The sequence below is a fragment of the Sphingobium sp. AP49 genome, assembly GCF_000281715.2.
In the GTDB taxonomy this organism is placed as follows: Bacteria; Pseudomonadota; Alphaproteobacteria; order Sphingomonadales; family Sphingomonadaceae; genus Sphingobium.
Genome location: NZ_CP124576.1, coordinates 1,714,557 through 1,738,690, shown reverse-complemented (window position 1 = coordinate 1,738,690; position 24,134 = coordinate 1,714,557). Strand labels below are relative to the sequence as shown.

Annotated in this window: 21 protein-coding genes and 4 tRNA genes; 10 read left to right on the top strand and 15 right to left on the bottom strand. The window is 64.6% G+C overall.

Going from position 1 to position 24,134, the window contains the following annotated elements:
- Positions 1–63 precede the first annotated feature (63 nt).
- The gene (gene gap / locus PMI04_RS08395) at positions 64–1,074 is read right to left on the bottom strand and encodes a type I glyceraldehyde-3-phosphate dehydrogenase (protein WP_007714828.1); all 1,011 of its coding nucleotides are present in this window, start codon (positions 1,072–1,074) and stop codon (positions 64–66) included.
- A 36-nt stretch (positions 1,075–1,110) separates the two neighbouring features.
- The gene (gene tkt / locus PMI04_RS08390) at positions 1,111–3,078 is read right to left on the bottom strand and encodes a transketolase (RefSeq protein ID WP_037487387.1); all 1,968 of its coding nucleotides are present in this window, start codon (positions 3,076–3,078) and stop codon (positions 1,111–1,113) included.
- Between the two features lie 175 nt (positions 3,079–3,253).
- Here tkt and PMI04_RS08385 point away from each other — a divergent pair, with 175 nt between their 5' ends.
- The 5 genes from PMI04_RS08385 (at position 3,254) to aqpZ (ending at position 5,810) form a co-directional block, all read left to right on the top strand.
- Entirely contained in the window at positions 3,254–3,445 is a 192-nt protein-coding gene (locus PMI04_RS08385; RefSeq protein ID WP_037487379.1) for a hypothetical protein, read from the top strand.
- On the top strand, positions 3,438–3,773 hold the full coding sequence (locus PMI04_RS08380; RefSeq protein ID WP_007714837.1) for a cell division protein ZapA: 336 nt from the start codon (positions 3,438–3,440) through the stop codon (positions 3,771–3,773). The genes PMI04_RS08385 and PMI04_RS08380 overlap by 8 nt, the downstream gene beginning before the upstream one ends.
- A gap of 204 nt (positions 3,774–3,977) precedes the next feature.
- Positions 3,978–4,559, top strand: coding sequence for a 5-formyltetrahydrofolate cyclo-ligase (locus PMI04_RS08375; RefSeq protein ID WP_007714841.1), 582 nt, complete (start codon positions 3,978–3,980; stop codon positions 4,557–4,559).
- Between the two features lie 4 nt (positions 4,560–4,563).
- Positions 4,564–4,806 carry a DUF2842 domain-containing protein gene (locus PMI04_RS08370; RefSeq protein WP_007714844.1) on the top strand — a complete coding sequence of 81 codons (243 nt, stop codon included), beginning with the start codon at positions 4,564–4,566 and terminating at the stop codon, positions 4,804–4,806.
- A 272-nt stretch (positions 4,807–5,078) separates the two neighbouring features.
- A complete protein-coding gene (gene aqpZ, locus PMI04_RS08365; protein WP_007714847.1) occupies positions 5,079–5,810 on the top strand; it encodes an aquaporin Z in 732 nt (243 codons plus the stop codon).
- A 91-nt stretch (positions 5,811–5,901) separates the two neighbouring features.
- Here aqpZ and PMI04_RS08360 read toward each other — a convergent pair.
- The 4 genes from PMI04_RS08360 to PMI04_RS08345 form a co-directional block, all read right to left on the bottom strand.
- Positions 5,902–5,978 (bottom strand) — tRNA-Asp (locus tag PMI04_RS08360).
- A gap of 84 nt (positions 5,979–6,062) precedes the next feature.
- A tRNA-Asp gene (locus tag PMI04_RS08355) sits at positions 6,063–6,139 on the bottom strand.
- Positions 6,140–6,219: 80 nt separating this feature from the next.
- Positions 6,220–6,296 (bottom strand) — tRNA-Asp (locus tag PMI04_RS08350).
- Between the two features lie 42 nt (positions 6,297–6,338).
- Positions 6,339–7,493, bottom strand: a complete 1,155-nt coding sequence (locus PMI04_RS08345; RefSeq protein ID WP_007714630.1) for an AI-2E family transporter — start codon at positions 7,491–7,493, stop codon at positions 6,339–6,341.
- A gap of 192 nt (positions 7,494–7,685) precedes the next feature.
- On the opposite strand from PMI04_RS08345, the gene PMI04_RS08340 reads away from it, so the two are divergent.
- Both PMI04_RS08340 and PMI04_RS08335 read left to right on the top strand, forming a co-directional pair.
- Positions 7,686–8,129: a hypothetical protein gene (locus PMI04_RS08340; RefSeq protein WP_081491049.1), complete on the top strand. Its 444-nt coding sequence runs from the start codon at positions 7,686–7,688 to the stop codon at positions 8,127–8,129.
- 116 nt (positions 8,130–8,245) lie between these two features.
- On the top strand, positions 8,246–8,989 hold the full coding sequence (locus tag PMI04_RS08335; RefSeq protein WP_007714628.1) for a methyltransferase domain-containing protein: 744 nt from the start codon (positions 8,246–8,248) through the stop codon (positions 8,987–8,989).
- A gap of 36 nt (positions 8,990–9,025) precedes the next feature.
- Here the strand turns inward: PMI04_RS08335 and PMI04_RS08330 are convergent, their stop codons facing one another.
- The 4 genes from PMI04_RS08330 to thyA form a co-directional block, all read right to left on the bottom strand.
- Positions 9,026–10,321: a dihydrolipoamide acetyltransferase family protein gene (locus PMI04_RS08330; protein ID WP_007714626.1), complete on the bottom strand. Its 1,296-nt coding sequence runs from the start codon at positions 10,319–10,321 to the stop codon at positions 9,026–9,028.
- A 5-nt stretch (positions 10,322–10,326) separates the two neighbouring features.
- The gene (locus PMI04_RS08325; RefSeq protein ID WP_037487354.1) at positions 10,327–11,331 is read right to left on the bottom strand and encodes an alpha-ketoacid dehydrogenase subunit beta; all 1,005 of its coding nucleotides are present in this window, start codon (positions 11,329–11,331) and stop codon (positions 10,327–10,329) included.
- Positions 11,332–11,499: 168 nt separating this feature from the next.
- Positions 11,500–12,795: a 3-methyl-2-oxobutanoate dehydrogenase (2-methylpropanoyl-transferring) subunit alpha gene (locus PMI04_RS08320; RefSeq protein WP_007714622.1), complete on the bottom strand. Its 1,296-nt coding sequence runs from the start codon at positions 12,793–12,795 to the stop codon at positions 11,500–11,502.
- Between the two features lie 117 nt (positions 12,796–12,912).
- Entirely contained in the window at positions 12,913–13,848 is a 936-nt protein-coding gene (gene thyA / locus PMI04_RS08315; protein WP_007714618.1) for a thymidylate synthase, read from the bottom strand.
- Between the two features lie 223 nt (positions 13,849–14,071).
- Here thyA and PMI04_RS08310 point away from each other — a divergent pair.
- A tRNA-Pro gene (locus tag PMI04_RS08310) sits at positions 14,072–14,148 on the top strand.
- A 42-nt stretch (positions 14,149–14,190) separates the two neighbouring features.
- Here PMI04_RS08310 and PMI04_RS08305 read toward each other — a convergent pair.
- Positions 14,191–14,640 carry a MarR family transcriptional regulator gene (locus tag PMI04_RS08305; protein WP_007714615.1) on the bottom strand — a complete coding sequence of 150 codons (450 nt, stop codon included), beginning with the start codon at positions 14,638–14,640 and terminating at the stop codon, positions 14,191–14,193.
- A 128-nt stretch (positions 14,641–14,768) separates the two neighbouring features.
- On the opposite strand from PMI04_RS08305, the gene PMI04_RS08300 reads away from it, so the two are divergent.
- Positions 14,769–15,197, top strand: coding sequence for an organic hydroperoxide resistance protein (locus PMI04_RS08300; protein ID WP_004211445.1), 429 nt, complete (start codon positions 14,769–14,771; stop codon positions 15,195–15,197).
- 58 nt (positions 15,198–15,255) lie between these two features.
- Here PMI04_RS08300 and putA read toward each other — a convergent pair whose 3' ends face one another.
- Positions 15,256–18,864: a trifunctional transcriptional regulator/proline dehydrogenase/L-glutamate gamma-semialdehyde dehydrogenase gene (gene putA / locus PMI04_RS08295; protein ID WP_007714608.1), complete on the bottom strand. Its 3,609-nt coding sequence runs from the start codon at positions 18,862–18,864 to the stop codon at positions 15,256–15,258.
- Between the two features lie 98 nt (positions 18,865–18,962).
- On the opposite strand from putA, the gene PMI04_RS08290 reads away from it, so the two are divergent.
- A complete protein-coding gene (locus PMI04_RS08290) occupies positions 18,963–19,448 on the top strand; it encodes an Lrp/AsnC family transcriptional regulator (RefSeq protein ID WP_193378315.1) in 486 nt (161 codons plus the stop codon).
- A 4-nt stretch (positions 19,449–19,452) separates the two neighbouring features.
- Here PMI04_RS08290 and PMI04_RS08285 read toward each other — a convergent pair whose 3' ends face one another.
- The 3 genes from PMI04_RS08285 to PMI04_RS08275 all read right to left on the bottom strand — a co-directional run bounded on the left by PMI04_RS08285 (position 19,453) and on the right by PMI04_RS08275 (position 24,003).
- Positions 19,453–19,725 carry a hypothetical protein gene (locus tag PMI04_RS08285; protein WP_238536003.1) on the bottom strand — a complete coding sequence of 91 codons (273 nt, stop codon included), beginning with the start codon at positions 19,723–19,725 and terminating at the stop codon, positions 19,453–19,455.
- Positions 19,726–19,739: 14 nt separating this feature from the next.
- Positions 19,740–20,969 carry an SGNH/GDSL hydrolase family protein gene (locus tag PMI04_RS08280; protein WP_007714604.1) on the bottom strand — a complete coding sequence of 410 codons (1,230 nt, stop codon included), beginning with the start codon at positions 20,967–20,969 and terminating at the stop codon, positions 19,740–19,742.
- A 166-nt stretch (positions 20,970–21,135) separates the two neighbouring features.
- A complete protein-coding gene (locus tag PMI04_RS08275) occupies positions 21,136–24,003 on the bottom strand; it encodes a TonB-dependent receptor (protein ID WP_007714603.1) in 2,868 nt (955 codons plus the stop codon).
- Between the last annotated feature and the right edge of the window lie 131 nt (positions 24,004–24,134).

Genomic DNA, 24,134 nt, shown 5'->3' with positions numbered 1-24,134 from the left:
CTAGAATTTGGAATTATATCAGAAGAAAAACCCCGCCGGTTGGTCCGGCGGGGCTGAGAAGGCTTACAGGAACTTCGCCATGACACCGGTGGTGTCGATCATGCGGTTCGAGAAGCCCCATTCATTGTCGTACCAGCTGAGCACGCGGACCAGATTGCCCTCGATCACGGCCGTTTCCAGGCTGTCGACGGTCGAGCTGCGCGGATCGCCATTATAGTCGATCGAGACCAGCGGCTCGTCCGAATAGCCAAGGATGCCCTTGAGCGGACCGGCTTCCGACGCCGCCTTGAGCAGGCCGTTGACTTCCTCAACCGTGGTGGCGCGGCTGGGGATGAACTTCAGGTCGACGACCGAGACGTTCGGGGTCGGCACGCGGACCGACGAACCGTCCAGCTTGCCCTTGAGCGAGGGCAGGACTTCACCCACGGCGCGGGCCGCACCAGTGGTGGTGGGGATCATCGACAGGGCAGCGGCGCGGGCGCGGCGCATGTCCTTGTGGATCTGGTCCAGCGTGTTCTGGTCGTTGGTGTAGCTGTGGATCGTGGTCATGAAGCCGCGTTCGATGCCGATCGAATCGTTCAGCACCTTGGCGAGCGGCGCCAGGCAGTTGGTGGTGCAGCTGGCGTTCGAGATGATGATGTCGTCGGCGGTCAGCTCGTCATGGTTGACACCGAAGACGACAGTCTTGTCGACATTGGTGCCCGGTGCCGAGATGACGACGCGCTTGGCGCCGGCGCTCAGGTGGGCGCCGGCCTTGTCCTTGCTGGTGAAGATGCCGGTGCATTCCAGGGCGATTTCGACGCCCAGTTCGGCATGCGGCAGGTTGGCGGGATCACGCTCCGCCGTCACCTTGATCTTCTTGCCGTCGACCACCAGGAAATCGCCATCGACGCTGACGTCGCCGGCCCAGTTGCCATGGACCGAGTCACGCTTGAACAGCAGGGCATTGGCCTTGGCATCGCCCAGGTCGTTGATGCTCACCAGTTCCAGATCATGGTCGGTGCGCGAGAGGATGGCGCGTGCCACCAGACGACCGATACGGCCGAAACCGTTGATTGCTACCTTCGTTGCCACTGCACTTGTCTCCCGGTTTGCGTGTTGGTCTTGGGTTCAGGCGCCGAGCGCGGCCTTGATCTGCGGAGCGATCTTGGCGGCGGTCAGGCCGAAATGGTCGTAGAGGACTTCGGCGGGGGCCGACGCGCCGAAGCTGTCGATGCCGAAGCGCAGGCCGTCGAGGCCGGTATAGCGTTCCCAGCCGAAGGTGGTGCCGGCCTCGATCGAGGCGCGCAGCACACCGGCGGGCAGGATGTCGGCCTTGTAGGCGGCGTCCTGCGCGTCGAAATGCGCCCAGCTGGGCATCGAGACGACGTCGGCGCCGATGCCCTGTTCTTCCAGCGCCTTGGCGGTGGCGACGGCGATCTCGACTTCCGAACCGGTGGCGAGCAGCACAACCTTGCGATCGGCGGTCGCGGCGACCAGGCGATAGGCGCCCTTGGCCGACAGATTTTCGCTCTTTTCCAGGCGCAGCTGCGGCAGGTTCTGGCGGGTCAGGGCCAGCACCGATGGGCCGGTCGCATCCTTCAGTGCCAGTTCCCAGCACTCCGCCGTCTCGACGATGTCGGCCGGGCGATAGACGTCGAGGTTCGGGATCATGCGCATCGACATGACATGCTCGATCGGCTGGTGGGTCGGGCCGTCTTCGCCCAGACCGATCGAGTCATGGGTGAGGACGTGGATGACCCGCTGTTCCTGCAGCGCAGCCAGGCGGATGCCGGCGCGCATATAGTCGGAAAAGACCAGGAAGGTGCCGCCATAGGGGATCACGCCGCCATGCAGCGCCATGCCGTTCATCGCGCAGGCCATGCCGAATTCGCGGATGCCATAATAGACATAGCGGCCGGAATAATCGTCGCGGGTCAGCGGGCCGGTCGACTTGGTCTTGGTGTTGTTCGAGCCGGTGAGGTCGGCCGAGCCACCGACGGTTTCGGGCAGAAGATCGTTGATCGCGCCGAGCGCCAGTTCGCTCGCCTTGCGGGTGGCGACCTTCTGCGGGTTGGCGATCAGCGTGTCGATATAGGTTTCGAGCGAGAAGCCGGCCGGCAGTTCGCCCGCCATGCGGCGCGAAAATTCAGCGCCTTCCGAGGCATTTGCCAGGCGGCCTTCCCATGCAGTGCGAACATCGCGCCCCTTGGCGCCGATCGCCTTCCAGGCGGCGTCAATGTCGGCCGGGATGACGAAGGGTTCGGCGGTCCAGCCGAGGAACTCACGAGCGGCGGCGACTTCGGCCTCGCCCAGCGCCGAGCCATGGACGCCCGAGGTGCCCGCCTTGTTCGGCGCGCCATAGCCGATCTTGGTGGCGCAGGCGATCAGCGAGGGACGCGGATCGGCGATCGCCTCGTCAATGGCGCGGCGGACGTCGGCGACGTCATGGCCGTCGCACGACACGACATGCCAGCCGGTGGCGGCGTAGCGGGCGCGGACATCTTCATTGCTCGACAGGTCGACGGCGCCGTCGATGGTGATCTTGTTGTCGTCCCACAGCACGATCAGGCGCGAGAGGTTCAGGTGACCGGCGAGGCCGATCGCCTCATGGTTGATGCCTTCCATCAGGCAGCCGTCGCCGGCGATCACCCAGGTGCGGTGATCGACCAGATCGTCGCCGAACTCGGCATTCAGATGACGCTCGGCAATCGCCATGCCGACGGCGGTGGCCAGGCCCGAACCCAGCGGACCGGTGGTCGCTTCGACCCCTGCCAGCTCGAAATTCTCCGGATGGCCGGCGCAGGGGCTGTTGAGCTGCCGGAAGTCGCGGATGTCGTCCATCGTCGGACGGGCATAGCCGGTGAGGTTCAGCAGCGAATAGATCAGCATCGAGCCATGGCCGGCCGACAGCACGAAACGGTCGCGATCGGCCCATTTGGGCTGGGTCGGATCGAACTTCACATAATCCTTGAACAATACCGTGGCGACGTCGGCCATGCCCATTGGCATGCCGGGATGGCCGCTGTTCGCCGCCTGTACGGCGTCCATGGAAAGCGCCCGGATGGCATTGGCGAGCAGCGTGTCGGAAACGGTCATATCGGGCAGGCGTCTTTCATGGCTGGCAGGCGCGGGCCGCGCGCGAGCGGGCGAGTCGATTTGGGCCTCCTTTGTCGCCTCGATCCCCATGCGTCAACCGCAGCCGGGGCATTGCGTACGTCAAGCCGCCCAAACACCGCTTTTGCACGGCGAAAACATTGGCTATGCAACAGGGATGGCAAGCGACCGCATGATGCAGGCGATCGGCACGCTGGAGCGTGCGATCAGTCGGCTTGAACAGGATGTGGCCAGCCTCCCGCAGGCGGCCCCCCATCCTTCCCCCGCCATCGACGTGCCCGCCGCTCGCGCGGCGCTGCGGTCGCTGGACGAACTGATAGCGGATCTGAAGGGGCGAACGGATGGCTGAAACCACGCTACATATCGCCGGACGCCAATATATCGTGCATGGCCGCGATGGCGACGAAGCGCATCTGGCCCATCTGGCCAAGATGATCGAGGACAAGGTCTATCTTGCCCAGCGCAGTTCGCCGGGCCTGACCGAGGTCCGCGCGCTGCTGTTTGCGGCACTCTTCATGGCCGACGAACTCAATGAAATGAAACGCACAGCGGCCGGCCGCCAGGAACAATTGGCGCTGGAAAGCGACGACGAACCGGCAGCCCGCGCCATCGAGGCGCTGGCCACCCGAATAGAAAAGCTGCGCGACGGGCTTGCCGCCCGCGACCCGGACGCCTAGATTGGCGGTGACGGGCACTGCCTGGTGCGAGCTTTAGCGAACATCCCTGAGGCGATAATCACATCCAAGGGGGCTGTCCCTGGGCGGGCTCCGGCCCGATCTACATGGTCCCCACCTGACGTTGAGGCGTCAGAGGATATTCCAGCAAACGGCCAAGGCGGTCCCGTCACCCACCTTGCGCTGGCAGAGTGGACCCACATTCCCATGCAAGACGATATTGACGCGGCCGACAAGACCATGCTGCGCACGATCGCGCGTCAGCAACGGCGCGACTTCGTCGCAACGCTGGATTCGCTGGCGCACCGGCTGGCGTTCAAGGCCATCCCTTCGCCACTGGCCCGGCGGATCGCCGATGCGCATATCGTCGCGCTCTATATGGGTCTGGACGATGAAGCCCCGGCGCAGCGGCTGGCGGCGCAATTGGGCGTCATGGGCAAGACCGTCGCATTGCCCCGTGTGCTCGATCGCCTCGGCAGCATGGAGTTTCTCGCCTGGCGACCGGAGGATCCACTGTTCCCCGGCCCGTTCGGCACCAGCCATCCCGATCCAGATGGCGGCGCGATCGCCCCCGATGTCATCTTTGCCCCGCTTCTCGGCTTCGATCGCGCGATGAACCGCCTGGGACAAGGCGGCGGCTATTATGATCGCGCCTTCGCCCGGTTCCCGGATGCGTTGCGGATCGGCCTTGCCTGGTCCGCGCAGGAACTGGACGCGGTGCCGGCAGACCCCTGGGATCTGCCGCTCGACATGGTCCTGACCGAATCGACGCTGATCGAGGCAGGCTGATCCGATGGGCATCGATCCCCGTCATCATTATCAGCCGAGCTGGCGCAAGCCCGCCGGCATGTTCCTGATCCTGGCCATGATCCTGGGCTGGGCGATTCTGATTGGCAGCCTGTCGAGCTGGATCGGCCGCCTGCCCATGTGGGGCCAGGTGCCGGCCTATGTCTTTCTTGGCCTGATCTGGATCTGGTTACTTCCCCTGAGGCGCCTGCTCGCCTGGATGGAAACCGGCCGCTGGCGTCGGGGTTAGTCCCTAGCCACTTAGCGCTGGCAAAGCGCTATTATCCCCTATATTTCTGATCGTTGAGAGATCGCAATGATCTTGCTCGCCGGATGCGGGCAGACGCGGTCCTACGAAATGGGGGGCCAAGGCATGTCCATGCGCCAGTCACCAGTCGACACAGTCCCGGAACCCGGGCGCTGCCCCCTGCCCATGCCATTCCACATTGACCGGGCGGCGCCACCCCGCACCGGACGTCCGTGCATGCCGGTGGCCGGTGCAACGCACAACAGGAGGACATGATGGTTCCAATGGGCAAGAGACTATTTGCCGAAGGTTTCGGCACATTCTGGCTGGTGTTTGGCGGGTGCGGCAGCGCCGTGCTGGCAGCCGCCTTTCCCAATGTCGGCATTGGCCTGCTGGGCGTTGCCCTGGCCTTTGGCCTGACCGTGCTGACCATGGCCTTTTCGATCGGGCATATTTCGGGCTGTCATCTCAATCCGGCCGTCACGATCGGCCTGTGGGCCGGCGGTCGCTTCCCGGCCCGCGACATCGCCCCCTATATCGTCGCCCAGCTGGTGGGCGCGGTGATTGCCGCCGCGGTCCTGCTGTTCATCGCCAGCGGCCAGCCGGGCTATGAACTGGCGCCCAACGGCCTGGCGGTAAACGGTTATGGCCCGCATTCGCCCGGTGGTTATGCGCTGTCGTCGGGACTGGTGATCGAGGTCGTCCTGACCTTCGGCTTCCTCAGCGTTATCCTGGGCGCGACCGACACCCGCGCCCCGGCCGGATTCGCGCCGATCGCGATCGGCCTGGCGCTGACGCTGATCCACCTTATCAGCATTCCGGTCACCAACACGTCGGTCAATCCGGCGCGCAGCACCGGCCCCGCCCTGCTGGTCGGCGGCCTGGCCCTGCAGCAATTGTGGCTGTTCTGGGTGGCCCCGATCGTCGGCGCCCTGGCGGCCGGCGGCGTCTATCGCTGGCTGGCCAACGAACCGCTGCCGCCGCATGTGACTGGCGCAGATCTCTGATTGCCGAAACGGGCCGATGCCGATGGTGTCGGCCCATTTTCAGAATATCGGGGAAAAGGATCGGCGGACGATCCGGCCACTTCGGGAGAAGTGGCGCGAGTGACGGGACTCGAACCCGCGACCTCCGGCGTGACAGGCCGGCGCTCTAACCAACTGAGCTACACCCGCGTGCGGCACAGCAGCGCACCGCGACCGATCGGCCGCCAAGCGATGCTGTTCTAGGAGAAATTTTCACTTTCCGGTCAAGGAAAGTGGCGCGAGTGACGGGGCTCGAACCCGCGACCTCCGGCGTGACAGGCCGGCACTCTAACCAACTGAGCTACACCCGCGCAGGGTGGCATCCATTCGTGGCCACTGGCCACCAGATGATGCAAATCTGTACACCTTCCAACTTTCCGGTCAAGGAAAGTGGCGCGAGTGACGGGGCTCGAACCCGCGACCTCCGGCGTGACAGGCCGGCACTCTAACCAACTGAGCTACACCCGCGTTTGGTGTGGAGCGGCCAGATATGCGGGTCCGCCGGACCTGTCAACCGTCCAGACTGTCAGTTTCTTCCTGATCCGCATTTTCTTTGCGTGGAGAAACCGTCAGCGTCCCCCGCTCGAACAGGAAACCCGCAATATCCGGGGTTCCCGCCGCCGCCACCACGGTCTGGACAATGATGAGCAACGGCACGCCCAGCAAGGCGCCCGGCGTTCCCCATACCCATCCCCAGAAGGTCAGCGAGACGAGAATCAGCAGCGGGTTCATCGTGAGCCGCCGTCCCAGGATGGTCGGGGTGATGACGTTGGATTCGACCAGATGGAACCCGACCTGCAACAGCGCGGGCAGCAGCGCCGTCCAGATATCGTCGAACACCATCAGGCCGCCCAACGCCAGCAGCACCGCCGCCATCATCGGTCCGAAATAGGGGACGAAGTTCAGCAACGCGACGATGCCGCCCCACATCCAGGGCGATGGCATGCCGATCAGCCACAGCGCAATCGCAACGGCCAGCCCCAGGCACAGGTTGATGGTCGCGATCGTCATGACATAGGCCGATGTCGCATCGACGACATTCTGGATCACCCGGGCGACAGCCATCGCGCCATCGAAACTGCCCCGGCTGTTGATCGTGCGCCGGCGCAGCCGGGTCCAGCCGGCAAGGAAAAAATAGATGATGAGCAGGGCGAACACCATCTGGATGATCGCCGAGGGGGCCGATGTCGCGGCGAACTGCAACAGCGACCGTGGCGCCTCGACCGCCGTGGCCTGCGCCCCGGCAACCGGCCCGGTAGCCAGCATCCGCACGGTTTCATCGACAAATCGCTGGAGCTGCGAATAGAGGTCGATCAGTGGCGCCAGGTTCGCCTGGATCTGCGGCAGCCGCTGGGGCAGGATTCGAAACCAGTCGGTTGCCGGCACGACAATCAACACCAGCGCGGTATTGGCAACCACAAGGAAGGCAATGACGGCGGCAAAGGCCGCCAGCGCGGACGGCAAGCGGTGCCGTTCCAGCCATTCGAGCAACGGCACCAGCGCGATCGCGACCACCAGCGCGGCCGTCAGCGGCAGAAAAAACTCGGCACCGGCCCGCAAGGCGAAAGGCAAGGCCAGCATCAATCCCAGCCCGGACGTCAACGCGATCGACGCGAGCAGCCGGTCGCGCCGCCGGTTGATCTCCATTTGCTCGTGCGATGTCACCCCTGATGATCCCCCTAGCCTATCAGGCCTGCTCTGCACCCGCTGGCCGTAGCGGTCAATTTCCAATAGCCGACATGCCGCCCCCAGAAGGGAAACAAGGATTTAACCAAATATTCGGCCCTCGCTGCTAAGCCTCCGTCGAGACGATAGGGGGAATATCGCATGACATTGCGAGGCATGTCATGGCTGGTCATGCTGGCCGCGTTGATCGCGCCGGCGACAGCCGCGGCGCAGCAGGATATCCATCTCGATACGCGCATGTTCGTGGAGCGTGTCCAGGTCGACATCAATGGCCGATCCCGGCGTATCGTCGCCACAGCGCAGGATGCCCTGCCCGGCGATCAGTTGATCGTGGTGGTCGACTGGCGCCATGAAGGCAACCGGCCGATCCGTGGCATGGCCGTCGTCCGCCCGATACCCCATGGCACCCAGCTCGACCTTTCCCATCCGCTGATGCAATTGTCGGTCGATGGTGGCGTGCATTGGGGCCGCCTCGATCAACTATGGCTGCCCACGCCGCTGGGCGGCACCCGCCGGGCCACGCCGGCCGATGTCACCCATGTCCGCTGGCTGCTGCCAGATGCGGTCCTGCCCGGACAAACCGGCCGCCTAAGCTATCGCGCCACGGTACGCTGAAGACGCGCGCTGAAACCGCGCGCGTTACGCAACAAATCTCTTCTCGTGCAGGCCGCGCTTGTACCGTTGCAACAATCTTCATAGAGCCGGACGACCAGTTTCGGAGACTATTGTCCATGCCAAAAGAAGGCGAGCAGGCCTATCTCGCCAATATTGGCGAAATGGGGCGCGATCATTGCCTCCATAAGCCGTTTTCCGACCCACTATGCGGTCTCAACCTGACGTCGATCGGCACGATCATGTCGTTGCTGCCGCCGCCACCGGCACGCATATTGGACCTGGGCTGTGGCGGCGGCTGGACCAGCAGCTTTCTCGCCCGCCATGGTTATGAGGTGGTGGGACAGGACATTGCCGCAGACATGATCGAACTGGCGCGGGAAGGCGCCCGCCTTTACGGCATCGGCGACAATCTGCGTTTTGTCTGCAGCGATTTTGAATCGCTCGATTTTGACGGCTATTTCGACGCGGCGATCTTTTTCGATTCGCTTCATCATGCCGAGGATGAGGGGCTGGCGATCCGCTCGGTCTTTCGCGCGCTCAAGCCGGGCGGCATGCTGATCACCCATGAACCGGGCGAAGGCCATGCCGACAATCCGATCTCGATCCAGGCCATGGAGCTATATGGCGTGACCGAACGGGACATGCCGCCGCACCTGATCATCGCGCGCGGTCGGGAAGCGGGCTTTGCCGATGCCCGTATCCTGCCGATGCCCGAAGAGCTCTTCAGCATCTTCTACAAGCGGCGCACCTATCCCAAGCGCCTGCTGAGCAAGCGGCGCTTCTACATCGTCCGCCGGGTCCTGCGGCTATTGTTCAAGCCCGACCCCACCAAGGGGGCGATCGTCGTGCTGACCAAATAAAGGGGGCGGATGCCTCCGCCCCCTTGCTTGCGTTTCTCAGCCCTCGAACAGCAGGACCGGCGTTTCCAGCAGTTTGCGCACGGCCTGGACGAAGCTGGCCGCATCCCAGCCGTCGACGACGCGATGGTCGCAGCTGATCGACAGGTTCATCAGCTTTGCCGCGACGATCTCCTTGCTCCCCATCTTGTTCGTCACGAACATGGGGCGCTCGATCACGCGGTTGGGGCCGATGATCGCCACTTCGGGCCGGTTGATGACCGGGGTGGTGGCGATGCCGCCGAGCGGGCCGAGCGAGGTCAGGGTCAAAGTGGAGCCCGACAGTTCGGCCGACGTCGCCTTGCCGCTGCGCGCGGCGTCGGCGAGGCGGCGGATCTCGGTCGCCAACTGCCAGACATTCTTGTCCTGCGCGTCGCGGATCACCGGCACCATCAGGCCCGCATCGGTCTGCGTCGCCATACCCAGATGCACCGCGCCATGGCGTGTCACCACGCCCGCCTCATCATCATCATAACGGGCATTGAGCATCGGGAAGTCGGGCAGCGTCTTGCAGATCGCCACGATCAGCAGCGGCAGCATGGTGAGCTTGGGCCGATCGCCACGATGATCGTTGAGCTGCGTCCGCGCCTCCTCCAGTGCGGTGACGTCGATTTCCTCGACATAGGTGAAGTGCGGGATGTGGCGCTTGGACGCAGCCATATTCTCGGCAATGCGGCGGCGCATGCCGATCACCTTCACCTGCTCGTCGGCGCGCGGTGCCGCGCGGCCCGCCGGGCGATAGCCCTGCCCCGCGCCATAGAGGAGATAGGCGTCGAGGTCGGTGTGGCGGACATGGTCGCCATTGGGCTTCACCAGCGCGAGGTCGATGCCCAGTTCCCTGGCCCGGGCGCGGACGGCGGGGGATGCCAGGACGGGTGCAGCATGCCCGGCCGGCTCTACGATTGGTTCAGGCTTGGCTGCGCTCTTCGCTTCCTGGGGCGCAGGCGCCTGCACGACGGGTTCAGCCTGCACAGGTACCGCGATCTCCGCCTCTCCCGGCGTCTCGGCCTCGACCGTTTCGACCGACGGCGCGGGTGCGGCAGCCGCCCCCTCGCCTGCCGTCTCGATCTCCACCAGCATCGCGCCGATCGACACCTGATCGCCGGGCTCCCCGGCCAGGCGGACGACGGTGCCCGCGACCGGGCTTTCCATCTCGACCGTCGCCTTGTCGGTCATCATGTCGGCAATCGGCTGGTCTTCCTCGACCCGGTCGCCGACCTTGATGTGCCAGCCGACAATCTCCGCCTGCGCAATGCCTTCGCCGATGTCCGGCAGCTTGAATGTGAAAAGAGCCATGGCGCTCAGTCCTTCATGATCTTGTTGATGGCTTCGCGGATGCGCACGGGGCCGGGGAAATAGGCCCATTCCAGACTGTGCGGATAAGGGGTGTCGAAGCCGGTGACGCGCTCGATCGGCGCTTCGAGATGGTAGAAGCAGCGTTCCTGCACCAGCGCCGACAGTTCGGCGCCAAAGCCACTGGTCCGCGTCGCTTCATGCACGATCAGACAGCGGCCGGTCTTCCTGACCGACGCCTCGATCGTGTCGATGTCGAGCGGCACCAGCGTGCGCAGGTCGACGATCTCGGCATCGACGCCCAGTTTCGCCACGGTATTTTCTACGACATGGACCATCGTGCCATAGCAGAGGATGGTCAGCGCCGCGCCGGGCCGGGCGATCCGCGCCTTGCCGAGCGGGATGCGATAATAGCCCTGCGGCACCTGCGCATCTGCATGCCCCGCCCAGCTCTTGGCCGGCGTGTCATAATGGCCGTCGAACGGGCCGTTATAGATGCGCTTGGGCTCGAAGAAGATGGTCGGATCATTATCCTCGATCGCGGCGATCAGCAGCCCCTTGGCGTCATAGGGGGTGGACGGGATCACCGTCTTGACCCCGGACACATGGGTGAAGATGCCCTCCGGGCTCTGGCTATGGGTCTGGCCGCCGAAGATGCCGCCGCCAAAGGGCGAGCGCACCGTCATCGGCGCAATGAACTCGCCGGCCGAGCGATAGCGCAGCCGTGCCGCCTCGCTCACCAACTGGTCGAGCGCGGGATAGATATAGTCGGCAAACTGGATTTCGGGGACCGGCCGCAGGCCATAGGCGCCCATGCCGACCGCGACGCCGATGATGCCGCATTCGGTGATCGGCGTGTCGAACACGCGGTTCTTGCCATATTTCTGCTGCAGGCCGGCGGTGGCGCGGAACACCCCGCCGAAATAGCCGACATCCTCCCCCATCACCACGACATCGGGGTCGCGGCCCATCATCACGTCCAGTGCGCTGTTGATCGCCTGGATCATGTTCATCTGCTGGGTGTCAGCCACAGCCTCCATCACATCATCTGCCATGATGCGAATCCTCTCCATTCGTCATGCCAGCGCAGGCTGGCATCTCATTTTTCTTCGTGGCGCCCTTCAGCAGAAGGGAGATCCCAGCCTTCGCTGGGATGACGGCGTTCGTGGATGCAGGCGCCCTCACAGCCCTGCCGCCTTCCATTCGTCGAGCATCTGCTGCTGCTGTTCTTTCAGGTGCCAGGGCATGTCCTCGAACACGTCCTGGAACATGCTTTCCATCGGATGGTGGAGGCCATGGCCCAATATGCCGTTCTTTTCGGCCTCGCGCGCGGCGTCACGGACCATCTCGGCCAGTTCCTGGTCCATCGCGGCGTGGCGTTCCTCGTCCCAGATGCCCAGATTGATGCAATGCTGCTTCAGCCGCGCGATCGGATCGCCGAGCGGCCATTGGCTGCTTTCCTCGGCCGAGCGATAGGCGGTGGGATCGTCGGACGTGCTGTGCCCTTCGACGCGATAGGTGAAATGCTCGATCAGGGTCGGGCCGCCATTGGCGCGGGCGCGGTCGGCGGCCCAGCGGGTAGCGGCATAGACGGCCAGCACATCATTGCCGTCGACGCGCAGCCCGGCAATGCCATAGCCGATCGCGCGCGCGGCGAAGGTGGTCGCCTCCGCCCCGGCAAAGCCGGAGAAGCTGCTGATCGCCCACTGGTTGTTGACCACATTCATGATGACCGGGGCGCGATAGACGCTGGCGAAGGTGCAGGCCGAATGGAAGTCACCCTCCGCCGTCGAGCCCTCGCCGCACCAGGTGGCGGCGATGCGGGTGTCGCCCTTGGCCGCGCTCGCCATCGCCCAGCCCACCGCCTGGGGATATTGGGTGGTGAGGTTGCCGGAGATGGAGAAGAAGCCGGCTTCCCGCGCCGAATACATGATCGGCAGTTGGCGGCCCTTCATCCGGTCGCCCTTGTTCGAGTAAATCTGGTTCATCATGTCGACGATGGACCAGTCCCGCGCGATCAATATGCCCTGCTGGCGATAGGAGGGAAAGCACATGTCGTCGCGCGACAGGGCAAGCGCGGCGCCGATCGACACCGCCTCCTCGCCGGTCGACTTCATGTAGAAACTGGTCTTGCCCTGGCGCTGGGCGCGGAACATGCGGCCGTCGAAAGCGCGGGTCAGCGCCATGTAGCGCAGCATCTTCAGCAGCGTCTCGGCCGGCAGCTTGGGATCCCAGGCGCCGACCGCATGGCCATCCTCGTCCAGCACGCGGACCAGCCCATAGGCGAAGTCGCGCATCTGGGAAGGGTGGGTTGCCTCGTCCGGGCGCGGTGCCGCGTCGGCCGCGGGAATGTCGAAATGGGTGAAATCCGCGCGCTCGCCGGGCCGCGCGGGCGGCTCGGGCACATGCAGCTTGAGCGGTGGCAGGTTGCGTCCCTGCCCGTCCGTCACAGCGCCGGATTCGATCGAATCGGTCATCCTGCCTCCTATTGTGCGTCGCAATAATATTGCTTTGTGCAATTATTATATTTCAACGCCGCACAAGGCAAGCCTTACTGACCCAATTCCCTTTCTCCTGCCGCCTTCGCTGTCACCTTATACGGCGACGGGCGCGGAAATATGGGCCTGCGGCGCATAATCCTGCACCTCGAAATCCTCAATCCTGTAGTCGAAAATGCGCGAAGGCCGGCGATTGATCCGCAGCTTTGGCGCGCCCGCGGGGGTACGGCTGATCTGCTCCTCCACCAGATCGGCATGGTTGAGGTAGAGGTGGACGTCGCCGCCCTGCCAGACCACCTCGCCCGGCTCCAGATCGCATTGCTGGGCCAGCATCCGGGTAATCATCGACAGGCCGAAGATGTTGAAGGCAAAGCCCAATCCCAGGTCGCAGCTGCGCTGGAAGAGCAGGCCGTTGAGGCGGCCGTCAGACACCTGGAACTGATAGGTCATGTGACAGGGCGGCAATGCCATCTGCGCGACTTCGGCCACGTTCCAGCCGGTGAAGAGCAGGCGGCGCGAACCGGGGCTGGTGCGAATCGCATCGACCAGCGCGGCGATCTGGTTGTGTCCCTTTTCTGCCCGACGAAACAGACCATCGCCGGCCGGCTCGTAGCGCGGCCAGTTCACCCATTGGGCACCATAGACCGGGCCAAGATCGCCCCATTGCCGGGCAAAGGCCTCATCCGCGATGATTCGCGCCTCGAACGTGTCGCGGTCGATATTCTCGCCGGTCGCCTTGCGGTAGCTGTCGAGCGGCCAGTCAGTCCAGATATGGACATTCTGCTTCACCAGTTCGCGGATATTGGTGTCGCCGGTCAGGAACCACAGCATCTCGCGCGCGGCGACCTTCCAATAGACCCGCTTGGTGGTGAGCAGCGGCACCGCGTCATCCGCCAGCGAGAATCGCAGCGTCGCGCCCAGGATCGACCGAGTGCCCACCCCGGTACGGTCGATCCGCTCGTCGCCATGGCGCCAGATATGGCGCATCAGATCGAGATATTGCTGCTCATAATGGGGCTGGGGCGACGACATGGCGTGCAAGGCGATGCTTTCTTTTGGGCGCGAGTCTGATGGTGCACGGCTGTAGCAAAAGGCCAACCATGCTGTCGCCCGCTAATGCCCGGCACCCCCGATCCGGGGCCTGTGACAGCAAGATGAAAAAAAGCGCATCGGGTGGCTTGCCAGCCCGGAAAGCCCCCTCTATAGGCGCACTCCTGCCTTACGGGGCCGCCCACAAAGCGGCTTCGGCATCGGTCGGGGAATAGCTCAGCCTGGTAGAGCACTGTCTTCGGGAGGCAGGGGCCGGAGGTTCGAATCCTCTTTCCCCGACCACATTTCTTGCAAAGCGATAACAGCCCTTCGGGGCAAAGACGCTCAGGCGGCGCCTTGCAAATGGCCGCGCAGCGCGACCAGCGCCTTGTTAAGCGCCATGGCCTCTTCCACTGACAGGCCGGACGCCCGCAAAATCTCTTCCGGCACGCAGGCCGATGCCTCCTGCGTCACCCCTCGCCCCTGGGACGTCAGCCGCACCCGCACGACGCGCTCATCCGCGCTGTCACGCCGGCGATCCACCAGACCGGCCGTTTCCAGACGCTTGATGAGCGGGGTCAGGGTATTGGATTCCAGGAACAATTGCCCGCCAAGTTCGCCGACCGTCTGGTCGTCGCGCCGGGCCAGCGCCACCATCACCAGATATTGGGGATAGGTGATGCCGTAGCGATCGAGCAGCGGCTTGTAGAGCCGGTTGAAGGCAAGCCCGGTCGAATAGACGCCGAAGCAGAGAAAATCATCGAGCGCGCCGCGCGCGTCGTCTGGGGTGGTCATGGCGATACTCCTTGCCCCGAAATATAAATCGCACGCGATATGATCGCAAGGGTTGACGACTCGCATCGACAGACACATATAGATCGCACGCGATTTAATCGCAGATGATTAAATGAAAGGACCGATCGATGAGCAGCAAGATCCTCTATTCCACCAGCGCCACCGCAACCGGCGGCCGCGACGGCAAGGCCGCAACCACCGATGGCAGCTTCGCGGTGACGCTGGGCACGCCCAAGGAACTGGGCGGCAACGGCCAGGGCAATAATCCCGAACAGCTTTTCGCGTCGGGCTATGCCGCCTGCTTCCTGGGCGCGATGAAGTTCGCGGCCAGCCAGGACAAGGACCTGCCCCGCGTGCCCGCCGACGCCAGCGTCACTGCCACGGTCGGGATCGGCCCGCGCAGCGACAAGGGCTTTGGCCTGGACGTCGCGCTGGAAATCAGCCTGCCGGGCGTCGACAAGGCTGCTGCCGAGGCGCTGGTCGCCGAAGCGGACACAATCTGCCCCTATTCGCACGCCACGCGCGGCAATATCGACGTGCGCCTGAGCGTCGCCTGACGCACGGCAACCTGCCACAAAGAAAAAGGGCGGCCTGTGCGGGCCGCCCTTTTCACTATCAGCCGATCATCATCAGGCTGGCATTGCCGCCCGCGGCGGTCGTGTTGATGGAGGTCGATACCTCCTCCAGCAGCCAGTCGAGATGCCAGGCGCGCTCGTCGCCCAGCGCGGCTGCATGGACAGTGACGATCGGCCCGTCCAGTTCGGCCACCGCCCCGGTTGCGGCGAGGATCTGGTCGGCATCCCCCTCCACCAGCATCGCGGCGAAGGGCGCATCCGGCTGGGCGATAAAATGGGCGGCGACGCTGGCGGGCAGGCCCTGCGGCAGCGGAGCGCCCTCGATCATAGCGCGGTTGCCGGTCGCCAGCACGGCGGCCATCTGGGCGAGCAGGCCACGCCGCGTGCCCGGACGCAGCAGCAGCAGGCCGCGCGGATGCAGCGCATAGAGGTTGGTCTCGCCGACCGGGCCGGGCAGCGCCAGTTCGACGCCGAGCGCCGACGCATCGCCATAATGGCGCGCGACCGCCGCCGCTTCATGATCGTCCTGTGCCTCCAGCCAGCTCACGAAATCATGGATCGGCGAGGCGAGATAGCCGACCCGCTCGGCAAAGACCGGCGCGGTGCGGGTCAGGCGGCCGAGATAGAGCGGACCGCCTGCCTTTGGCCCGGTGCCCGACAGGCCGCGCCCGCCGAACGGCTGCACCCCGACGATCGCGCCGATGACGTTGCGGTTCACATAGATATTGCCGGCCTTCACCCGCGCGGTGACGCGCGCCACCGTCTCGTCGAGGCGGGTGTGCAGGCCGAAGGTCAGGCCATAGCCGGTGGCGTTGATCGCATCGACCAGCGCATCCATCCGCTCGCGACGGAAACGGATGACGTGCAGCACCGGGCCGAATATCTCGCGGGTGAGGTCGGCGATGCTGTCCAGTTCGATGATGGTCGGCGCGACGAAAGTGCCGTGCGCAGCCTCTTCCGGCAGATCCTGCTGCTCGACCTTGCGGCCGAGCGCACGCATCGATGCGATATGCTGTTCGATGCCCGCCTTCGCCTCGGCCGTGATGACCGGGCCGGTGTCGACCGCGAGCCGATCGGTGCGGCCGATGCGCAATTCCCTGAGCGCGCCCTTCAGCATGGTAAGGGTACGATCGGCGACATCTTCCTGCAGGCACAGGATGCGCAGCGCCGAGCAGCGCTGGCCGGCGCTGTCGAAGGCGGAGGCGATGACGTCGGCCACCACCTGTTCCGCCAGCGCCGAACTGTCGACGATCATCGCATTCTGGCCGCCGGTTTCGGCGATCAGCGGGATCGGCTTGCCGGCGGGCGACAGGCGGGTGGCGAGCTGGCGCTGGATCAGCCGGGCGACCTCGGTCGAGCCGGTGAACATGACGCCCGCCGTTTCCGGCGCGGCGACCAGCGCAGCGCCGATCCGGCCGTCGCCGGGCAGCAGTTGCAGCGCATCGCCGGGCACGCCGGCTTCATGCAGCAGGCGGACGGCTTCGGCTGCGATCAGCGGGGTTTCCTCGGCAGGCTTGGCCAGCACCGGATTGCCCGCGACCAGTGCGGCCGCAACCTGCCCGGTGAAGATGGCGAGCGGGAAGTTCCAGGGGCTGATGCAGGTGATCGGACCCAGCGGCGCCTGATCCGGGCCGAAGGTGGTGCCCGCCTGCGCCGCATAATAGCGCAGGAAGTCGATCGCCTCGCGCACTTCGGCGATGGCGTTGGGCAGCGACTTGCCCGCTTCGCGCATGATGAGGCCGAGCAGCACCGGCATCCGGTCCTGCATCGCGTCGGCCGCCCGATCCAGCAGGACGGCGCGATCGGCGACGGGCGTGTTGGGCCAGCAGGCGTTGGCGGCGCGGATCGCGGCGGCGCGGGCATGGTCGGCGCTCGCTTCCCAGACGGTGCCGACAATGTCGCGATGGTCGGCGGGGTTGCAGACCGGGCGCGCCTCCCCTTCCCCGCCCTCGGGCGCGGCAGTCCAGGCGATGGCGGCGCTGTGCTGCAGCGCCTGCGTCAGCGCGGCGAGCGCGCCCTCGTCGCTGAGGTCGATGCCATTGGAATTGCGGCGATCGGGATAAAGGCCGGCGGGCGCGGCGATCTGGTCATGCCGGGCGCCGGGATGCGGCATGGCGCGGACGATCTCGACCGGGTCGGCGATCATCTCGTCAATCGAGACATCGGGGTCGGCGATGCGGTTGACGAAGCTGCTGTTCGCGCCATTTTCCAGCAGGCGGCGGACGAGATAGGCGAGCAAGGTCTCATGCGTGCCGACCGGCGCATAGATGCGGCACGGACGGTCGAGCTTGTCCTTGCCGACGACCTGTTCATAGAGCGGCTCGCCCATGCCGTGCAGGCACTGGAACTCATATTTGCCGATCGCGAAGTCCGGCCCGGCCATCTGGTAGATGGTGGCCAGCGTCTGGGCATTATGGGTGGCGAATTGCGGGAAGACGGCGTCGGGCGCGGCCAGCAGCTTCTTGGCGCAGGCGACATAGGCGACGTCTGTATGGACCTTGCGGGTATAGACCGGGAAGTCGGCGAGGCCATCGACCTGCGCGCGCTTGATCTCCGCATCCCAATAGGCGCCCTTGACCAGGCGCACCATCATCCGGCGATCGGCGCGGCGGGCAAGGTCGATGATCCAGTCGATGACGAAGGGGCAGCGCTTGCCATAGCCCTGGACGACGAAGCCAAGACCATCCCAGCCGGCGAGGTCGGGATCGAGCGCCAGGCTTTCGAGCAGGTCGAGCGAGAGTTCGAGGCGATCCGCCTCCTCCGCGTCAATGTTGAGGCCGATGTCGTAGCGCTTCGAGAGCAGCGCCAGTTGCTTCACCGCCGGCAGCAATTCGCCCATCACCCGGTCGGCCTGCGCCCGGACATAGCGCGGATGGAGCGCCGACAGCTTGATCGAGATGCCCGGGCCGGCATAGATGCCGCGACCGGCCGACGCCTTGCCGATGGCGTGGATCGCCTTTTCATAATCGGCATAATAGCGCGCGGCATCGGCAGCAGTGGTCGCCGCCTCGCCCAGCATGTCATAGCTGTAGGCGAAGCCCTTGGCCTCCAGTTCCTTGGCGCGCTTGACCGCCTCCTTGATCGTCTCGCCGGTGACGAACTGTTCGCCCATCATCCGCATGGCGAGGTCGACGCCGCGACGGATCACCGGCTCGCCGGCGCGCGCGACCAGACGAGCGAGCGCCGCCGCCAGGCCGCGATCATCGACGCTGCCGACCAGCTTGCCGGTGACGACCAGGCCCCAGGTCGCGGCGTTGACGAACAGCGACTTGCCGCCGCCCAGATGCGAGCCCCAGTCGCCATCGGCGATCTTGTCACGGATCAGGGCGTCGCGCGTGCCCTTGTCGGGGATGCGCAGCAGCGCTTCGGCCAGGCACATCAGCGCCACGCCCTCCTGACTGGAGAGCGAATATTCCTGCACCAGCCCCTCGACCCCGGTACCCTTGTGATTGGCGCGCAGGGTGGTGACCAGATGGCGCGCCGTGTCCGCCACGGCAGCGCGGGTGGCGTCGGGCAGCGTCGCCGCGTCGAGCAGCGGGGCAAGGCACTCAGCCTCGTCCCGGCGATAGGCGGCGGTGATCGCCTGGCGCAGCGGCGACTGGTCGCGAATGGCGGGGGCGAAGGCGGCAAAGGGGGTCTGGTCGGTCATGCGACCAGAATAATCCAAAGCCGGATTTCGTTCCGTCTTTTCAAATGCCAGAAATGTGACAATATGACTTATTAGATGGCATTAATCAGGTAAATTGGATGGATAATAGGGCAACCATGGTCGAATTGGACGAGTTCGACCGGCGTATCATCGCCGCCCTGGTCGAGGATGGTCGCATGACCGTGACCGACCTGGCCGCCAGCGTCGGCCTGTCCAAGACGCCGTGCCAGGTGCGGTTGAAGCGGTTGCAGGAGAGCGGCGTCATTCGCGGATTTCGCGCGATCGTCGATCCGGCCAAGCTGGGGATGGATCATGTCGCCTTTACCGAGGTGAAGCTGAGCGACACGCGCGAGAATGCGTTGCGGGAATTCAATGCGGCGGTCCGGCGTATCCCGGAGGTCGAGGAATGCCATATGTTGGCGAGCAATTTCGACTATCTGCTCAAGGTCCGCACCGCCGACATCAGGCGCTATCGCATCGTCCTGGGCGAAAAAATATCCGCCCTGCCCCATGTCGCCAGCACATCGACCTTCGTGGCGATGGAGACCGTATTGGAATCGGGCAGCCAACGACCACGACGATAAGATGTCAGGTGTCGCGGGGCACCGATGCCCCTTCCAGCCGGATGCCACGACGCTGCAATTCGGCACGCGCGGCCTTCTGATGCGGGGTCAAGCGTTGATAATCGGTCGTGGAGCGCCAGATCTGGATCACTTCCTCATCACTGCGAAACAGCACGTCCGCCTCAGCATTCACATAGTCCTGAAGACGATATTTCCTTGGCGCTTTGTCGATCACCACCGCCCCCCTTTCACGAAGGCCGTAGCGGATTTCACAAAATTGCCGCGTGACGACCATCACGCGTTCCCCTGTCCTTAATCGAACAATGCCAGCGCCACCGCGTCGCCCATGGCGCGATAGCCGGCCGGGTTGGGGTGGAGCGCATCACCGCCATCATAGGCCGGCAGCAACCGATCGGGGCGGGCCGGATCGCGGGTTGCCCGGTCGAAGTCGACCAGCCCGTCAAAATTCCCCGGCGCGCGGATCCAGGCATTCACGGCCTGCCGATCCGCCTCATTCTGGGCATCGGCATGATAATAATCATTGCCGACAAAGGGCATGATGGTGGCGCCGATCACCTGTATGCCGCGCGCATGGGCGCGGGCGATGATCTGGCGATAGGCGCCGATGATGCGGGCGACATGGGCCTTGTGCGCGTCCAGGCTGACGGGCGCATCGCGGGTCAGCGTGCCAAGGTCATTGACCCCTTCCAGCAGGATCAGATGGGTGACGCCCGGCTGGGCCAGCACGTCGCGGTCGAACCGGGCCAGCGCATTGGGGCCGAGGCCGTCATTCAGCAGCCGGTTGCCGCCGATCCCCTGATTGACGACGGCGATGTCGCGCCGCTTCGGGTCGGCCTGAAGCCGGTCGATCAGCCGGTCGGTCCAGCGGTCATTGCCGTTGGTGGTCGATCCCTTGCCATCGGTGATGGAATCGCCCAGCGCCACGATCAGGCGACCGGGCGCACAGCGCTGCACCTCGACTGCGGCAAGATGGAACCAATGGTCGAAACTGGCGGCGCCCGCCATCGCATCATCGGTCAGATGATCGCCGGCCAGATGCCAGGATGTCGCACGCGATCCGGGATGGGATGTCTGTTCGGGGTCGCCCTGATAGCGGATCGACACCGCGAGATTGTCGCGGGCCTGCACCGGCAGGGCGACCGGATCGGACAGATAGTCGGCGCCGGCGGGAATGACCACCTCCGGCTGGCCGTCGAACCGCAGCGAGACCAGCGTCGCCGGATCGACCGCCGCCGATGCTGCCCCGCGCGCGCGGGCGATGCTGGCGCCGGCGATATGCAGCGGTTGCGTTCCGGCGGTGTTCGACAGGCGGACGCGGACATGATCGCCCGCGACCGAGGGGCGGATGATCTGACGCAGGGTCTGGTCCGCCAGCGTACCCGCCGGCAGCACCGCGTCGCCGGTCGGCCGGAATTGCGAGGAGGCCCAGCCTGAAACCCAGGTCGGCGTGCAGGTCTTCGCCGCGACGGGCTGGCATGCCAATAGGGCAAGCGTCAGGCTGGCGAGGAACGGGCGGATCATCGGCTTTCTTTCAATCGGGTCTGGCCAAAGCGGCTGCCACATGATGACGTCAGGGAGCGGGGTAGATCAAAGATCCTCCGACATTGAAAGGCCTGCTTGCCTTCCCACCCCTTTCAAGAAAAAGGGCCGGCGTTGCGGCCGGCCCTGTAGTTTTCCTTGGGGAGGATCAGAAGTTGGCCCGAATGCCCGCCAGCACCGTGCGGCCCGGATAATAGACCGAATAGGCCGCATTCGAATATTCAAAGGTGGTGCGGATCGATTCATTGGTGATGTTGAGCACATCGACCGTCAGGCGCAGCGCCTTGTTGAAGAAGGGCAGCTGATAGCCGGCCGACATGTCGAGCTGGCCCCGGGCATCCGACTTGAGATCGGCGCCGTTGATGCCGTTCTGCGGGCCGTTCACCGCGATCGCATCGTCATTCCAGACATAGTTGACGCTGACCGACAGGTCGTCATTTTCGTAGAAGCCCTGCAGGTTGTAGCTGTAGGGCGACACGCCGGTCGCGACCAGGCCGGACGACGACTTCTGCTTGAGATAGGTGCCGTTGGCCGAGAAGCCCAGGCCCTTCACCAGGAAGTCGAGCGGCTGCACCCAGGTCAGTTCGATACCCTGGATCTTGAGATCCTTGAGGTTGATCGGGCGGTTGACCGTGATCGGCAGATCATTGACCGGCACGCCAGTCTGGAGCGACCGGTCGTTGAGCGCATTCTGCTGGGTCGAGATCAGGCTGTCGAACGGAATGTTGAGCGACCCGAAGGCAACCTGATCGGAAGTGGTGACGGTGAAGCCCTGGACATTCTTCTGGAACAGCGACACGCCGACATAACCGATGCCGCCGGTGTAGAATTCGCCGCCGATGTCATAATTGTCCGACGTGTAGGGCTGAAGGTTGGGATTGCCCGCCGTTGCCACCAGCGCTGACGGATCGGAGAAGGTGATGCCCGGCAGGATCTGGCTGGCATCGGGACGGGTCATCGTCCGCGACGCCGAGGCACGCAGCCGGACATTGTTCATGACGTCATAGGTCAGGTTGATCGACGGCAGGAAATTCTCGTAGCTCGATGCCGAGGTGATATCGACGATCGCGGTGCCGATCTGGCTGGGTCCGACGACGGTCTGATCGGTGTGGGCATAGCGCATGCCGGTATTGATGTGCAGGTCACGCCCGGCAATATCGACAACGCCGTTCAACTCGAAATAGGCGCCCCAGACCTTTTCATCCATGTCGCCGGTCGCGCCGCCGGTGACGGCACCACGGGTTTCCGGCGCGCTGTCACGATAGCTGGCATAGTTGGTCGCCTGCTTGAGCGCATCGAAATCGGGCACGATGAAGCCCGCTGCCGAAGAGCTCATCAGATATTGCGGGATCGCGCTGGTCGGAACCGAACCGGTCGCGCCGGTGCAGCCTGTGCCACAAACCGACAACTGATAGGCCGGGCTGTTGTCATAGGCGCGGATCGAGCGTTCCGCCCGGTCATAGGCGGCACCGACCTTTACGTTGAACATGTCGTCGCCATAGGTGACGTCGAGATGCGTACCCTTGGTCGTCGTGTCGCGCTTCACCAGCGAGACATTCTGGCGATACCATTGCCAGCTGCCATTGTTCGGATCGTTGAGGTCGAGATTGGATGTGATCGACGGATATTCGCCGCCCGTATTGTCATAATAGACATCGACACCCGACTGCGGGGTCGTCTGGAACGCCCAGGTCGGCTGCTCGCGGAAGAATTTGCTCTTGGAATAATTGGCGCTGAGGTCGACCTTCAGATTGTCGGCCGGCTGCCAGGTCAGGCTGGGATTGACGTTCCAGAATTTGGTCGTCTGCTTGAACAGGCTGGCTTCGAGGAAATAGGAGGAGTTGGCAAAGGTGCCGCTGGTCACCACGCCATTGTCGTCGACAGTGAGGTCGATCGGGATCATGCCGCCGGTCGACTGCGCGCTGGTGCCCGGCCCGGAATTGCGGACCTGCCAGTTCATGTTGACCTTGCTGTAATTACGCTCCGACTTGGCCCACATGCCGTCCAGGGCGAAGTGGAGTTCATCCGACGGGCGCCATTCGATCGAGCCGAGCGCCGAGATGCGCGAACGATCGCCATCGGTCAGGCTTTCGCGGCCCAGACGCGGGAGCAAGGCGGTGCTCAGCTGGCTGCGGGTCAAGCCCGAGGTCGCGACGACATCGACCGGCTGGCCGGCGACCAGGCCATGGCCGGCATTGTTGGGAACGACCGAGGCCCAGGAGAAATTATTGCCGCCCGGATCGCCCGCGCCCAGATTGCCGTCGGTCCAGCCGACCGTTTCAAAGCCGTCGACGCGGGTCTTGGTCTTGACCCCGGCGACGCCGACCAGGATGCCGAAGGTATCGGTGGTGTGGCTGGCGACGATCGCGCCGCGCGGCGACAGCTTGTCATTGCTGTCAGTATATTGGCCCTGCGCCACCACGGTGACATGGGTGCCCGGCTTGTCGAAGGGACGGGCGTTGCGCAGGTTGACGGTACCGGCAATGCCGCCTTCCAGCGTCGAGGGCGTCGGACTCTTGGCGAGATCGAGGCGGGTGAAGAGTTCGGACGGGAAGAAGTCGAGATCGACTTCACGGTTGGCGCTGCCGCCGTTGGTGCCGCCGTCCGACGCGACCTGAAGCTGCGAGCCGTTGAGCAGGACGCGGGTGAAGCTGGGGCCAAGGCCGCGGATCGCGACCTGGGTGCCTTCGCCATTGATGTCGCGGTTGAGGCGCACGCCGGGCATGCGGTTCAGCGTTTCAGCCAGGTTGGTGGCGGGCAGCTTGCCGATGTCTTCCGCGAAGATGGAGTCGCCAAAGGCAACGGCATTCTTCTTGGCGTTGGTGGCGCTTTCCAGCGAGGCGCGGATGCCGGTGACGACGATGTCCGCGGTTTCGTCGGCCTGCGGACCGGGCGCTTCGGCTGCAGCCGGTGCGGTAGCATCCTGCGCGGCGGCGGCCTGCGCCAGCGACAGCGCGCCGAACGCGGAAGCCGCGAAGAGCGCGATACGGACGGATTGCATGTGTGAATCAGACATTGGTAACCCCTCTCCCGAGCGCTGCTCCCGACTGTCCGGTGAGCATGTGTGGTAGCGCTATCAGATGCAGATGAATAAACGCCCCGACTCAATTGTCAAGATATGGGACGCGACAAAATGGTAACGTTATT